This window comes from Vannielia litorea (assembly GCF_019801175.1).
GTDB lineage: Bacteria > Pseudomonadota > Alphaproteobacteria > Rhodobacterales > Rhodobacteraceae > Vannielia > Vannielia litorea_B.
Window position 1 is genome coordinate 2,219,770 of the sequence record NZ_JAHVJR010000001.1, and the last position, 13,334, is coordinate 2,233,103.

Genomic DNA, 13,334 nt, shown 5'->3' on the forward strand with positions numbered 1-13,334 from the left:
CGCAGCTAGTCGATCTCGGGCAGCAGCCTCAGCATTTCCATGTGCAGATCGTCGGGCGTGAAGGGCTTGGCCAGCACCCCATCGGCCCCCAGCGACGAGGCCACCGAGAGGATCTCCGACTGCCCCGGTCGCGGCAACGCCCCGGTGATCACCACCACCGGCACCTTCGCCCAGTCCGGCGGGCGCACCGAAAGCCGCGCCTTGGTGATCATCCCGGTGAGCCGCAGCCCCCCGTCCGGCACCGGCGCGCCACTTTCCTTGATGTAGATATCCGCCAGCACCATCCCGATGCCGCCCTGCTCCAGCCGTTCGATGGCCAGATGGGAGGAGCGCACGATCTCCGCCTCGTGCCCGCGCGATACCAGCCCCATCTTCAACAGGTTCGCGAACTCGAGATCGTCTTCCAGAATAAGAACCGTCGTCACCTGCGTCCTCCGCGGCTACCGGTGCGCCATAGAGCAGCCCCACAGGGCAGATTACAAGGGCGGCGCCCCCGAGCAGCCGCGGAATTCCGCGTGCGCCCGCTGGCCGCCCGGCCTAACCTGCCGCCATGAAACAGAGCATCGCCCACATCGCCCTTGTCGTCCGCGACTATGATGAAGCCATCGCCTTCTACTGCGAGACCCTCGGCTTCGAGCTGGTGGAAGACAGCTACCAGCCCGAGCAAGACAAGCGATGGGTCGTGGTGCGTCCGCGCGGCGGGCAAACATCGATTCTACTGGCCCGCGCGAGCAAGCCAGAGCAGGAGCCCTTCATCGGCAATCAGGCCGGCGGGCGCGTGTTCCTGTTTCTCCAGACCGATGATTTCTGGCGCGATTACAACGACCTCAAGGCCAAGGGCGTGAGCTTCGAGCGCGACCCGAAAGAGGCCCCCTACGGCACTGTCGCCGTCTTCCGCGATCTCTACGGCACGCTGTGGGATCTGGTGCAGTTCACTGACGGTCCAAACTGAGACTGCCGCCCTTCGGGGCTTCCAAGCCACTCATCGCAGCCACGTAGGGTGCGCATTCATGGCGCACCGCTACTGCGCCTACCCGCCAAACCACTCCTGCCAGAGCTTCGCCGCCCAGAACATTAGTGACAGGGTGAAGAGCATCACCCCCAACCCCACGCGGTCGCGGGCGGCAAAGACGATGGGGTCGTAATCCATCTTGCCCTGCCACCCGATCCGCACCATCCGGATCAGCCAATGGGCCAGAAACGGCATGGCCGCCCAAAGCAGCCAGCGGTCGGGGTAGAGCGCCTTGGCCTCCGGCGAGAGCGTATAGATGAAAAAGATCAGCAGCGCCCCGAACACCCCGATACCCGCCACGTTCAGCAGGTCGTGCCGGTCGGGCCGGCCATAGCCCCTGCCCGGCAGGCGCTCGTCATCCTCTGCCTTTGCCAGTTCGGTGATCCGCTTCACGCAACCCAGTGTGATGAACACCGGGAAGACGAAGACCAGCATCGCACTGGTGATCGCAACCTCCCCCGCCGCGGCGCCCGCGACCACGCGGATGGTGTAGAGCGAGGCCAGCACCACGATATCCACCCATCGCATCCGCTTCAGCTTCAGCGAATAGGCCAGCGAGGTGGCGATGTAGAGCACGACGATCCCGAGGAAGGCCCAGTTTAGCGCCGCCGCAAGGATCAGCGAAGACAGCCCCAGAGCGATGGCGATGATCATCCCCACCCCGATCGGCACGGTCCCGGCAGCAAAGGGGCGCTTGCACTTGGTCTTGTGCAGCCGGTCCGCCTCCAGATCGAGCAGGTCGTTGACAATGTAGATGGAGGAGGCCGCGAAGGAGAAGGCGATGATCCCCACCAGCACCGGCAGCAGCGCGGCCCATGTGAACTCATGCGCCGCGACCAGCGGCAGCAACAGCAGCACGTTCTTCACCCATTGGTGTGGGCGCAGCGCCTTGATCAGGTCGCCAAAGCGCCAGCCGCCGCCGTAGGTCACCACGTTGCGCCCCTTGGCGGCCAGCCGCGCCGCGACCGAGGGTTGCTCGCCCACCATGATCACGTTTTCCGCGTGGTCCCAGACCTTGGCATCCACCGGCGCATTGCCCGCGTAATCAAAGCCCTGTTCGCCGTAGGCCTCCACCAGCACGCCCGCCTTGGCCGCGCCCTTCAGGTTGATCTCGCCGGTCGAGGCAAACACCCGGTCCGAGAGGCCGTGGTCGGCGGCCACCTGTTTCACCAGCGAGTCGTGCGAGGCCGAGGCCAGCACCACCTCCCTGCCCCGCGCCGCCGACTTCTCGGCCAGTGCCTTGATGTCGGGGTTCACCGGCATCAGATCGGTGCGCAGCGGCGCGATCCCGGTGAGCGCGGCCTTCAGCTTCTCCGGCTGGCGCAGGTGCCGAAAGCTCACCGCCAGCGTCGCCAGCGGGTCGCGCCCCAGCCCGGCCCAAAAGTTCTCGAGCAGCAGGTCCGTCTTCAGAAAGGTGCCGTCGACATCCAGCACCAGCGGTTTGGTGTCTGCCACGGTGTCAGCCCCCTGCGAAGACGCACCCATCGCTCACAAGCTGCGGCGGGGTCAGGCACAGGCCGCGCGCAACCGTCCAGGCGGCGAGCACCTTGGGCACATAATCCCGCGTCTCGGCATAGGGCGGCACGCCGCTGTTCTTCTTCACCGCGCCCTCGCCCGCGTTGTAACCGGCCAGCACCAGCATCGGGTCACGGTCGAACTCCTTCATCAGGAAGTTCAGGTAGGCCACGCCGCCCTTGATGTTCTGCTGCGGGTCGTTCACATCATCCACGCCAAAGCGGGCCGCCGTGTCGGGCATCAGCTGCATCAGCCCCTGCGCCCCCGCCGAGCTGACCGCCTCGATCTTGCCCGCACTCTCGATCCCGATCACCGCCAGCACCAGCGCCGGAGACACATCGGTGCCGATCGTCGCTTTCAAGATGTCCGGCCCGTGCTTGTCGGCGATCTTCTTGAGGTGCGACAGCCGCGGCGCCTTCACAACCTTGCCCTCCGGCCCGTTGGTCAGCATCTGCACCGCCGCATCCAGCCGGCCGGGGCCCTTGGCGCTGAGCGACGGCGAAATCTCTGTCCAGAACCAGCCGTAGGTCGGCGCGTCCGGCAGGGCCACAGGGTCCACGCTGGCGGTGATCACCTCGCCCTCGCCTTCCGTAGCCACCGCAGGCTCGGCCTTTTCGGCCTTGACCGCGGGCTTGGGCAGGGCCGCTATATAAGCAGCCTGCGCCTTTGGATCGATCTGAACGGTAATCCGCTTGCCCGGCAGCCCCTTGCCCGGCTTCACGCGCTTGAAGGTAAAGTCCGGGTAGCTCCCGGAACTCTCCGCAACAGCCTGACCGGCAAGGCAAATACCCGCCGCGGCCAGACCGGCCATCATCATCTGACGCATGTTTCGCGCCTTTCCTGCTCAATAAACGTTGTTATCGTTTTGCCTGACCCTCGCAAAAACCGGGGCCTCTGGCCAGTGAGCCTGCGACAATCGCTCCGCTGAGCGGTGATTTTGCCGCACTCAGGTCAGAATACCTGCATGACCTGAAGGCACGGTTAACCTTTTATCCATTTAAAATCAGCATCTTGCATAATTTCTCGCCAATTTTTTGCAGCGCTTCAAAATTGTACGAACCCCGCCCAATTCATGCCCCAATCCGGGGGCTAATTAGCTTTCATACCGAGACGGGGATCGGGCCATTTCAGAGGCCGGCCCGAGATGATCCGCCCTGGTTGATACTGGAAACGAGCGAAATCCTTGGAGGGATATACTATGAAACTGTTCAACCTCGTGAAGAACTTCCGCAACGACGAAGACGGTGCTGTGACCGTTGACTGGGTTGTGCTGACCGCCGCCATCGTGGGCCTCGGCATTGCCGTTCTCGCCTCCGTCTCGGGCGGTGTGCAGACCCTGGCCGGCACCATCTCCGGCAACCTGGCCGGTCAGACCATCGCGTCCTACTAAGTCGCGGCAGTCTCGCCAAAAGAGCCGCGTCTCCTCGGAGGCGCGGTTTTTCTTTGTCCAGACGGCAGCTCCCCGGCCTGAAACGACACTACGTCATTTCACCAACTTACCTTCCGCTTACCACTTTCGCGCCGCATTTGGTCGCAACAGTGAATTTGTAGAAGACCAAGACCGTCGGCATGGGGAGCCGGCCCGAACCGGAGAAGACACATGGAAAACCTGCTTTCCAAGTTTGTGCGTGACGAAGACGGTGCGGTTACCGTCGACTGGGTCGTGCTGACTGCTGCCATCGTGGGCCTCGGCATCGCCGTGGCCACCGTGGTGGGCCAGGGCGCGATGGATCATTCCACCAGCCTCGGCAACTACGTCAGCGGCATCACGATCGCCAGCTACTGAGCTGGCCCCTGCCAGAACGGCGGACGCAAACCAGACTTGAACAATGAAGCGCCGGCCCTGGGTCGGCGTTTCTTTTTTATCGACATTTCATCCGGGCGCCGCAGCCACGCCCCGCTTCTGCCCGAATTGACGGCGATAAAGATGCCACGAGCAAGTTTGACTCGCGGGCGGCATGTGGGGCTCTTCCGCCTTTCCCCCGACCCGTGGCAAGTGAGAAAGGAAATACCATGCGTATGGTTTTCGGACTGGTCCTGATCATCGGGGTCGCGCTGGCAGGTTTCGCCGTCTACATGGCACAGGGCTACCTCGCCAAAACCACCGCCGAGCGCAACGCGCTCATCGCCGCGCAGCAAAAGGCAAAACCCACGGTCAACCTGATCGTGGTCAAGAAAGACAAGGCCTATGGCGAGCGTCTTACCCCGGAAGACGTGGTCGCGATCCGCTGGCAAAAAGACAGCCTCCCCGATGGCCACTACCTCGAGATGGAAGATCTCTTCCCCGTCGGGAAAGACCCGCGCACCGTCATCACCGCGATGAACAAGTTCGAGCCAGTGCTGAAAGCCAAGGTGACCGAGCCCGGCGAAGATGCTGGCATCACCTCGCGGCTCGACAAGGGCAAGCGCGCCTTCGCCATCAAGGTAGACCGCACCTCCGGCGTGTCCGGCTTCCTGCGTCCCGGCGACCGCGTCGATGTGTATTGGACCGGCTCGATTAGCGGGCGCGAAGTGACCAAGCTCATCGAGACCAGCATCAAGCTCATCGCCGTCGACCAGACCTACGACGAGGGCCACACCAGCCCGTCGATCGCCCGCACCGTGACCGTGGCGATCTCGCCCGATCAGGTTGCCTCGCTGGCCCAGGCCCAAAGCACCGGCCGCCTCTCCCTCGCCCTCGTCGGCGCTGAAGACGAGACCGTGGCCGAAGAGGTCGAGGTCGACCAGAAGCGCCTTCTGGGCATTCAGGAAAAAGAAGTCCGCGAAGTCGAAGTGCAGCGCGTCTGCACCACCAAGGTCCGCAAGGGCGCCGAGGTGGTCGAGCAGCCGATCCCCTGCACCAACTGAGCCGACTCGCAGATCTCACTTGCCAACAGGCCCGGCCTCTCTCGAGCGCCGGGCCTTCCGTGTTTGGTAAGGAGCAGCACGTGCCGCACGGCATAGAGCGCTACGCCGATCTGGGTGTCACCCACGCCGGGCCAAACCACGGCGGCACGACTTTCGGCAGAAGTCACGCCGGGCAATCGGCTGACTCCGGCAGCCAAGCCGGGCGCGAGGTCGTCATCCTGATTTCTGGAGAAGCCTGCCGCTATCCCTAGGGGCAACTTGCGCCGCGTGCCGCTACACATAGCGTCCTGTTGCTATGAAACTACATAAACGAATCGCCGCAACGCTTTGATTCTTGCAAAAAAACATGACTGCCCGCAGGATGTGACCACCACAAGTGGGCCTCAAGGCCCCATTTCCTAGTAGTGACTATAGAGGCAGGGTCACATGAAACTTAGAACGCTTATGGCGGCGGGCCTGCTTGGCCTTGCTGCTTTCATTCCCCATATCGAGGGCGCGGCCGCCCAGACCCTTCGGGTCATGTCCGGGTCCGCTTCGTCCAGCCTGAAAGTTCCGATGAACCGGGCCGTTGTCGTCGAGAGCGACGAGGCTTTCGCGGAGCTTTCCATCGCAAACCCCGGCATTGCGGATATCTCCACGCTGTCGGAGCGCACCATCTACGTGCTCGGCAAGGCACCGGGGCGGACAACGCTCACGCTGCTCGCGCCCGATGGCTCGCTCATCACCAACGTCGAAGTGCAGGTCACGCCGGATATCTCCGAGCTGAAAGAGCGCCTGCGCGAAGTGCTCCCCGGTGAGCACATCGAGGTGCGCCCCGCAAACGACGGCCTGATCCTGTCGGGCATCGTCAGCTCCGCCGCAGCGGTGGACCGGGCACTCGACCTCGCCCAGCGCTATGCGCCGCAGCGGGTCAGCAACCTTCTGACCGTGGGTGGCTCGCAGCAGGTGATGCTGAAAGTCCGCTTTGCCGAGATGAACCGCTCCGTGTCCAAGTCGCTCTCCGCGTCCGTGGGCATCAATGGCGTGTCCGGCGGTGGCGGCAACTTCGGCACCATCGGCGGCTCCGGCACCTATATCGACGGCAACAACCTCGGCAACCTGTTCGACGGCGACGCTTCGACCAGCGTCACCCGTTCGGGCGAGAGCACCGGCGCCATCTCCTTCGGCTTCGGCGGCTCCAACGTGGAGCTGGCCATCCTGCTGGAGGCACTGGAGACCCGCGGCTTCATCCGCACGCTGGCCGAGCCCAACCTCACCGCACTGTCGGGCCAGAACGCCGAATTCCTCGCCGGTGGCGAGTATCCGGTGCCCGTGGCCAACGACAACGGCTCGGTGACGGTGGACTTCAAGCCCTTCGGTATCCTGCTGAACTTCACGCCCCGCGTGATCGGCAAGAACATCAACCTGCGCCTCACGGCAGAGGTTTCGGGCGTGGATACCACCATCGGCTTCACCGATGCGGGCTTCACCGTCAACGGCTTCCGCACCCGGTCGACCTCGACCACCGTGGAGATGCGCGACGGCGAGAGCTTTGCCATCGCCGGCTTGCTGCAGGACGACTTCACCGACGGCATCTCCAAGGTGCCATGGCTCGGCGACATCCCGATCCTCGGCACGCTGTTCCGCTCGTCGGACTACCAGCGCAACCAGTCGGAGCTCGTGATCATCGTCTCCGCCCACCTCGTGACGCCCACCACCGGTGAAGCCCTCGCGCTCCCCACCGACCGTGTGCGCCCCCCCACCGAGCGTGAGTTCTTCCTCGGCGGCCATGACGCCATGCCCGCCAACGGCGCCTCCACCCGCACCTCCACCAAAGGCGGCGCAGGCGAGGTGGCCCGGCAGGACTTCTCCGGTTCCTACGGCTACGTGATGGAGTGAAGACCATGAAAAAGGCACTCACCTTCGGCATCCTCTCCACCGCGATCGCGGTGGCCGGGTGCACGCCCCAGGCCGACAGGGCAGCGGGCAGCGACCTCGACATCGGTGGTTTCGGCAACTCGACCATGAACAACCACCTTGTTCATACCGGCCAGCGCAACGCGGCCATCGAGCTCAGCCGCAAGTTCGCCGCCGAGGCGCCGACCACGATCAACTTCGCCTTCAACTCCGCCGCGCTCGACGCCTCGGCCCGTGCCGCGCTGGACCAACAGGCAAGCTGGATCGCCCGCTACCCCACCGTGCGCTTCCGCGTCTATGGCCACACCGACCTCGTCGGCTCGGCGGGCTACAACAAGGCCCTCGGCCTGCGCCGGGCGCGCGCTGCGGTCAACTACCTCGTGTCCCGCGGGATCTCCCGCTCCCGGCTCGAGGCGGTCGCCTCCTTCGGCGAGACCCAGCCGCTGATCCACACCCAGGACCGCGAGCGCCGCAACCGCCGCACCGTGACCGAGGTGTCGGGCTTCATGGGCAAGCGCCCGTCGTTCCAGGACGGCAAATACGCGCTGTTCTCCTACACCGAGACGATCACCTCGGCGACCGAGCCGCACGAGCTGGTCATCATCGACGAACAGGGCAGCGACGAAGAACGCTGACACCGGGCCAAGGGAGCCCCCCTGCCCTGCCTCTCACACGGCAGGGGCCCCATCGCCACCCAGAACGCGCGCCACCCCCGGCGCGCGTTCTTCTTTTGAGGGGTTTCGTTTCCATCCCGGCAACAGAATCTGTGGATAAATCGAAGCATTGTCCCGCCCACAGGAAACAACGCCCTTACAAGAGGTTAATCCCCCGCCAGATACCCAACAATTTCGGTTTTTCAGCCGCATTCTTGCCCAACTTCGCGGGCATCAACTCTTCATTGGGAGCAGTGCGCGTATACCGACTCGCGCAAGGCACCCGGGCCAGAGGGGGCGGATGCCAGGCAAAACATGCTCCTCCCCTTCACCAGCACGCACCGGGTGTTGTTGTTAAAAAAGGACGTGAGGCAATGACGATGACCGCAGTTTTGCAGCCAGAACCGGCGCCCATCACGGCATGCACCGTGTCGCGTGACGTGCAGAACTTCGATCTGCTGATCGAAGACATGGAGACCGAGCTGGGCGAAAGCTGGGGCGACCTCGGCTTTGCCGATGCCTATACCTTCCTCGACCAAGACGAGGCGCAAGAACTCGAGTTCTTCGCCATCGCGCTGGACGGTGAAGACGAGGGCAACCTGCCCGAGATCACCGCCCTCATCAAGAAAGCCCGCGACCGCAATGTCAAGGTCATCCTGATCGCCGAAGATGTCAGCCCGATCGTGCTGCACCAGCTGCTGCACAACGGCGCCGACGACTTCGTGCCCTACCCGCTTCCCGAGAGCGCGCTGCATGATGCCATCGAGCGACTGCGCAAGCCCGAGCCCGAGCCGGCTGCTGCCGCACAGGCCGGCGGTGCCTCGGTGCCCACCGTCTACACCGCCAGCGACCGCAACGGCGTTGTGCTCGCGGTCCATGGCATGGCCGGCGGCACCGGTGCCACCACATTCGCGGTGAACCTCGCCTACGAGCTCGCCACCTTCGACAAGGTCACCAACCCCCGCGTCTGCCTGCTGGACTTCGACTTTCAGTTCGGCTCCACCGCCACCTTCCTCGACCTCGACCGCAAGGAAGCCGTCTACGAGTTGCTGAGCGACACCGCCTCGATGGACAGTGCCGCCCTGCTCGCCGCGCTTCAGAGCTACAAGGACAAGGTGCAGGTGCTCACCGCGCCGGCCGAGATGCTGCCGCTGGATATCGTGACCCCCGAGGATATCTCGGCGATCCTGCAGGTGGCCCGCTACAACTTCGATTTTGTGGTCATCGACATGCCCACCACCGTTTGCACCTGGACCGAAACGGTTCTGGACGCCGCGCAGGTCTACTTCGCACCCATCGAGCTCGACATGCGCTCGGCGCAAAACGTCATGCGGATGATCCGGGCGCTCAAGTCCGAGGATCTTCCCTTCGAGAAGATGCGCTTCGCACTCAACCGCGCGCCCAAGTTCACCGACCTTTCAGGCAAGCAGCGCGTCAAGCGCATGGCCGAAGGGCTCGACATCGATATCGAGCTGATGCTGGCCAATGGCGCCAAGCAGGTCAGCGACAGCGCCGATCATGGCCAGCCGCTGGGCGAGTTCGCCCCGAAAAACCAGTATCGCCGCGATGTTCAGAAACTCGCCAAATCACTGCTCGACCTCGTGAAGGTCGAAGAAGAAGCGGTCTGACCGGACCCCTGTAGAGGAAACACCCCATGTTCTCGCGCTACAAGAAACAGGCCGCACCCGAGGCACCCGCGCCCAACCCGGCCGCCGCCGCTGCCGCAGCCGCCGCTCCCGAGCAGGCGGCTCCCGCCGCTGCTGCCCCCAAGGCCAAGCTCCAGCGCGCCGCGATCACGCCCCAGAAGGGCGTGAAGGTGGCCGCGGTCGCCACGCCCGAGGACAAGGAAAAGAAGCGCAAGGAGCGCCTCTCGGAGATCAAGGTGGAGCTGCACAAGGCGCTGCTTGACAACCTCAACCTCGCCGCGCTCGAAACCGCGACCGAGAGCGACCTGAAATCCGAGATCGTCGCCATTTCGGCCGAAACGCTGGATGCAATGGGCGTTGTGCTCAACAAGGACGAGCGCGCCACCCTGCACCAGGATCTCTACGATGAGGTCACGGGCCTCGGCCCGCTCGAGCCGCTGCTGAAAGACGATGACGTGAACGATATTCTCGTCAACGGCCCCAAGCAGATCTTCGTCGAACGCGCGGGCAAGCTCATGCTGTCCGACATCACCTTCAAGGATGAAAAGCACCTGCTGCGGATCATCGACAAGATCGTGTCGGCGGTGGGTCGCCGCGTCGATGAAAGCAACCCCTACGTCGACGCCCGTCTGCAGGACGGCTCGCGTTTCAACGCGATGGTCCCGCCGATCGCCGTGGATGGCAGCCTCGTCTCCATCCGTAAATTCAAGAAAGAGAAGCTCGCGGTCGACGACCTCGTGAAGTTCGGCGCCTTCACCGAGGAGATGGCCGCCTACCTTCAGGCCGCCGTTGCCTGCCGCCTCAACGTGATCGTCTCCGGCGGTACCGGCTCCGGTAAGACGACAACGCTCAACGCCCTGTCGAGCTTCATCGACAACTCCGAGCGCATCCTGACCATCGAGGACACGGCGGAACTTCAGCTCCAGCAGACCCACGTGGGCCGGATGGAAAGCCGCCCCGCCAACGTCGAGGGCAAGGGCGCCGTGACCCAGCGCGACTGTCTGCGCAACGCCCTGCGGATGCGCCCTGACCGCATCATCGTGGGTGAGACCCGCGGCGAGGAAGTGATCGACATGCTGCAGGCCATGAACACCGGCCACGACGGCTCGATGACCACGATCCACGCCAACTCGGCCCGCGATGGCGTGTCGCGTCTTGAGAACATGATAGCCATGGCCGGTATCGAAATGCCGCTGAAGGCCGTGCGCTCGCAGATTGCCTCCGCTGTGAACCTCATCGTGCAGGCCTCGCGCCTGCAGGACGGCTCCCGCCGGATGGTCTCCATCACCGAGATCACCGGCATGGAAGGCGAGGTCATCTCGATGCAGGAGATCTTCCGCTACGAGCGCCTCGGGCTGGCTTCTGACGGCAAGATCATCGGCCGCTTCAACGCCACCGGCGTCCGCTCGGCCTATTCCGACCGCTTCAAATCCTGGGGCTACGACCTGCCCGCCACCATCTTCGAACCCATCGCCGCGCAATAAGGGGGAGCGCAGCCATGCAGATTTCAGCAGAACCAATCATCTACGGCCTCATATTCGTGGCCGTACTGGTCATGGTCGAAGGCATCTACCTTGTCGTCTTCGGCAAGTCGATCTCGCTCAACAGCAAGGTCAACCGCCGCCTCGACATGATGGAAAAAGGCGGCAACCGCGAAGAAGTGCTCGAACAGCTCCGCAAGGAGATGAAGCAGCACATGACGACCAAGAGCATCCCGCTCTACTCGATCCTCGCCGACAAGGCCCAGAAAGCCAACATCGCCTTCTCCCCCGGCGCGCTGGTCGGCATCATGCTCGGCCTCTCCGTCGTGGCCTTCGGCGCCCTCTCCGTCGCGTCCACCGCCGGCATCGGCGTGCGCATCATCGTCTCCCTGGCGATGGGCATCGGCGGCGTCTACGTCTGGGTGAACAACAAGGCCAAGAAGCGCCTCACCCTCGTCGAAGAGCAACTCCCCGACGCCGTCGAACTGATGGTCCGCTCCCTCCGCGTCGGCCACCCCTTCTCCTCCGCGGTCAACATCGTCGCCAAGGAAGTGCCAGACCCCCTCGGCTCCGAATTCGGCGTCATCGCCGACGAGGCCGCCTATGGCCGCGACATGTCGGAATCCCTCAAGGACCTCGCCGAACGGATGGACATGCAGGACCTCCGCTTCCTCGCCGTCGCCGTCACCATCCAGCAGCAGTCGGGCGGCAACCTCGCCGAGATCCTCGAAGGCCTCGGCAAGGTGATCCGCGCCCGCTTCAAGCTGTTCCGCCGGGTCAAGGCGATCACCGCCGAAGCCAAGTGGTCCGGCATGTTCCTGTCGATGTTCCCGATCCTCGCGATCATCATGATCAACGTGATCAAACCCGACTATTACGATGACGTGAAGGACACCGCCGCCTTCATCCCCGCCTGTATCGTCGTCGCCACCTTCCTCGTCGTCAACGTGGTCTTCATGAAGATCATGGTGAACATCAAAGTCTGAGGCCGCCCGCATGGAACTCCTTCAAAACGCCAACGACTGGCTGATCGCAACCTTCGGGGACCTTGGCCCGCTCTACGCCATCGGCGCCCTCGGCCTCGTGCTGGTGCTGCTCACCCTGCCCTCCTTCCTCAAGAAGCCGGCAGATCCGATGGACAAGCTCAAGGGCACCGGCGGCGGCGCACGCGCGGCCAAGGCCGACGACCCGAAGGGCGCCAAGCTCCGGACCAAGAACAAGAACGCCGAGAAGCTCGACAAGTTCGCCACCTTCCTCGAGCCCCAGTCGGCCGAAGAGATGAGCGCCGCGCGGCTGAAGATGATGCAGGCCGGCTACCGCTCCAAGAACGCGGTGCGGATTTACCACTTCATACAGTTCTCGCTCGGCATCGGCATGCTGCTGATCGGTCTGCTGATCGCCATCATCAGCTCCGCCAATGGCGAGGTCGAAACCCAGCAGCTCCTGATGATGGTGCTGATCCCGGGCTTCGCGGGCTACTACCTGCCCCGCTACTGGGTGAACCGCCGCCTGCAACAGCGCCAGGGTGAAATCACCAACGGCTTCCCGGACTCGCTCGACATGATGCTGGTCTGCGTCGAGGCCGGCCAGTCAATGGACCAGGCGATCATCCGGGTTTCCAAGGAGATCAAGCAGGGCTACCCCGCGCTCGCCGAGGAATACGAGATCGTCGCCCACGAGGTGAAAGCCGGTAAAGACAAGACGAACGTCCTCAAGGACATGTCAGAGCGCTGCGGCGTGCCCGACATCGCCTCCTTCGTGACCGTGATGATCCAGTCCGCCAGCTTCGGCACCTCGATCGCAGACGCCCTCCGCGTCTTCTCCGAAGAGATGCGCGACAAGCGGGTGATGCGCGCCGAAGAAAAGGCCAACGTCCTGCCCACCAAGCTGACGCTCGGCACCATGATGTTCACCGTGCCGCCGCTGATGATCATCCTCATCGGCCCGTCGGTCTACCAGATCTACGACACGCTGAGCAACGCGACGTTCTTCTGAGGAGTGGGGGCTACGGCCCCCTTCCGCGCGCTCTGGGGCATTGCCTTGATTTTCCCAGCAAATGAGACCAATCGGTTCACTATCTCCCAAGGCAAAGTAGAGGTGTCTGCACATAGGACATTGAGTGTGGGCTGACTTCAGCCAATACCGGTCGTTGGTACAACCATCCACGCTGCGGCGCAGTTTCGCAGAACTTTAACGCCGCACATCATTATCCACCGCATAGCCAAACAGGCTAGACAAGATGCATTCTAACTACGATGCAGAAGAACTGCACAAGTAGTCAGCA

The 13,334-nt window shown here is 63.6% G+C and carries 14 protein-coding genes; 11 read left to right on the forward strand and 3 right to left on the reverse strand.

All coding sequences use genetic code 11. From position 1 onward, the window contains the following. Window positions 1-5: 5 nt before the first annotated feature. Window positions 6-425 carry a response regulator gene (locus KUV38_RS10885; RefSeq protein WP_222470066.1) on the reverse strand — a complete coding sequence of 140 codons (420 nt, stop codon included), beginning with the start codon at window positions 423-425 and terminating at the stop codon, window positions 6-8. A 125-nt stretch (window positions 426-550) separates the two neighbouring features. On the opposite strand from KUV38_RS10885, the gene KUV38_RS10890 reads away from it, so the two are divergent. Then, entirely contained in the window at window positions 551-952 is a 402-nt protein-coding gene (locus tag KUV38_RS10890; protein WP_222470067.1) for a VOC family protein, read from the forward strand. A 78-nt stretch (window positions 953-1,030) separates the two neighbouring features. Here the strand turns inward: KUV38_RS10890 and KUV38_RS10895 are convergent, their stop codons facing one another. Both KUV38_RS10895 and KUV38_RS10900 read right to left on the reverse strand, forming a co-directional pair. Continuing rightward, window positions 1,031-2,467, reverse strand: a complete 1,437-nt coding sequence (locus KUV38_RS10895) for a UbiA family prenyltransferase (RefSeq protein WP_315898617.1) — start codon at window positions 2,465-2,467, stop codon at window positions 1,031-1,033. A gap of 4 nt (window positions 2,468-2,471) precedes the next feature. Continuing rightward, on the reverse strand, window positions 2,472-3,353 hold the full coding sequence (locus KUV38_RS10900; protein WP_261385204.1) for a lytic transglycosylase domain-containing protein: 882 nt from the start codon (window positions 3,351-3,353) through the stop codon (window positions 2,472-2,474). 372 nt (window positions 3,354-3,725) lie between these two features. On the opposite strand from KUV38_RS10900, the gene KUV38_RS10905 reads away from it, so the two are divergent. From KUV38_RS10905 to KUV38_RS10950, 10 genes are all read left to right on the forward strand, one after another. Next, the gene (locus KUV38_RS10905; RefSeq protein ID WP_222470069.1) at window positions 3,726-3,917 is read left to right on the forward strand and encodes a Flp family type IVb pilin; all 192 of its coding nucleotides are present in this window, start codon (window positions 3,726-3,728) and stop codon (window positions 3,915-3,917) included. Between the two features lie 210 nt (window positions 3,918-4,127). Next, a complete protein-coding gene (locus KUV38_RS10910) occupies window positions 4,128-4,313 on the forward strand; it encodes a Flp family type IVb pilin (RefSeq protein ID WP_222470070.1) in 186 nt (61 codons plus the stop codon). A gap of 227 nt (window positions 4,314-4,540) precedes the next feature. Continuing rightward, the gene (cpaB, locus tag KUV38_RS10915; RefSeq protein WP_222470071.1) at window positions 4,541-5,374 is read left to right on the forward strand and encodes a Flp pilus assembly protein CpaB; all 834 of its coding nucleotides are present in this window, start codon (window positions 4,541-4,543) and stop codon (window positions 5,372-5,374) included. 80 nt (window positions 5,375-5,454) lie between these two features. After that, window positions 5,455-5,625, forward strand: coding sequence for a hypothetical protein (locus tag KUV38_RS10920; protein WP_222470072.1), 171 nt, complete (start codon window positions 5,455-5,457; stop codon window positions 5,623-5,625). A gap of 175 nt (window positions 5,626-5,800) precedes the next feature. Continuing rightward, window positions 5,801-7,252 carry a type II and III secretion system protein family protein gene (locus tag KUV38_RS10925; RefSeq protein WP_222470073.1) on the forward strand — a complete coding sequence of 484 codons (1,452 nt, stop codon included), beginning with the start codon at window positions 5,801-5,803 and terminating at the stop codon, window positions 7,250-7,252. A gap of 5 nt (window positions 7,253-7,257) precedes the next feature. Further along, a complete protein-coding gene (locus KUV38_RS10930) occupies window positions 7,258-7,905 on the forward strand; it encodes an OmpA family protein (protein ID WP_222470074.1) in 648 nt (215 codons plus the stop codon). A gap of 392 nt (window positions 7,906-8,297) precedes the next feature. After that, window positions 8,298-9,551 (forward strand): CpaE family protein, encoded by a 1,254-nt coding sequence (locus KUV38_RS10935; RefSeq protein WP_222470075.1) that lies wholly within the window; start codon window positions 8,298-8,300, stop codon window positions 9,549-9,551. A gap of 26 nt (window positions 9,552-9,577) precedes the next feature. Beyond that, a complete protein-coding gene (locus KUV38_RS10940) occupies window positions 9,578-11,053 on the forward strand; it encodes a CpaF family protein (RefSeq protein ID WP_222470076.1) in 1,476 nt (491 codons plus the stop codon). A 14-nt stretch (window positions 11,054-11,067) separates the two neighbouring features. Then, window positions 11,068-12,036 carry a type II secretion system F family protein gene (locus KUV38_RS10945; RefSeq protein WP_222470077.1) on the forward strand — a complete coding sequence of 323 codons (969 nt, stop codon included), beginning with the start codon at window positions 11,068-11,070 and terminating at the stop codon, window positions 12,034-12,036. Window positions 12,037-12,046: 10 nt separating this feature from the next. Continuing rightward, a complete protein-coding gene (locus tag KUV38_RS10950; RefSeq protein ID WP_222470078.1) occupies window positions 12,047-13,045 on the forward strand; it encodes a type II secretion system F family protein in 999 nt (332 codons plus the stop codon). Window positions 13,046-13,334: the final 289 nt, after the last annotated feature.

Coding starts and splice junctions, on each gene's coding strand:
- KUV38_RS10890 (WP_222470067.1), top strand. CDS start 551: ATGAAACAGAGCATCGCCCACATCGCCCTTGTCGTCCGCGACTATGAT.
- KUV38_RS10900 (WP_261385204.1), bottom strand. CDS start 3,353: ATGCGTCAGATGATGATGGCCGGTCTGGCCGCGGCGGGTATTTGCCTT.
- KUV38_RS10905 (WP_222470069.1), top strand. CDS start 3,726: ATGAAACTGTTCAACCTCGTGAAGAACTTCCGCAACGACGAAGACGGT.
- KUV38_RS10910 (WP_222470070.1), top strand. CDS start 4,128: ATGGAAAACCTGCTTTCCAAGTTTGTGCGTGACGAAGACGGTGCGGTT.
- cpaB (WP_222470071.1), top strand. CDS start 4,541: ATGCGTATGGTTTTCGGACTGGTCCTGATCATCGGGGTCGCGCTGGCA.
- KUV38_RS10925 (WP_222470073.1), top strand. CDS start 5,801: ATGAAACTTAGAACGCTTATGGCGGCGGGCCTGCTTGGCCTTGCTGCT.
- KUV38_RS10930 (WP_222470074.1), top strand. CDS start 7,258: ATGAAAAAGGCACTCACCTTCGGCATCCTCTCCACCGCGATCGCGGTG.
- KUV38_RS10935 (WP_222470075.1), top strand. CDS start 8,298: ATGACGATGACCGCAGTTTTGCAGCCAGAACCGGCGCCCATCACGGCA.
- KUV38_RS10940 (WP_222470076.1), top strand. CDS start 9,578: ATGTTCTCGCGCTACAAGAAACAGGCCGCACCCGAGGCACCCGCGCCC.
- KUV38_RS10945 (WP_222470077.1), top strand. CDS start 11,068: ATGCAGATTTCAGCAGAACCAATCATCTACGGCCTCATATTCGTGGCC.
- KUV38_RS10950 (WP_222470078.1), top strand. CDS start 12,047: ATGGAACTCCTTCAAAACGCCAACGACTGGCTGATCGCAACCTTCGGG.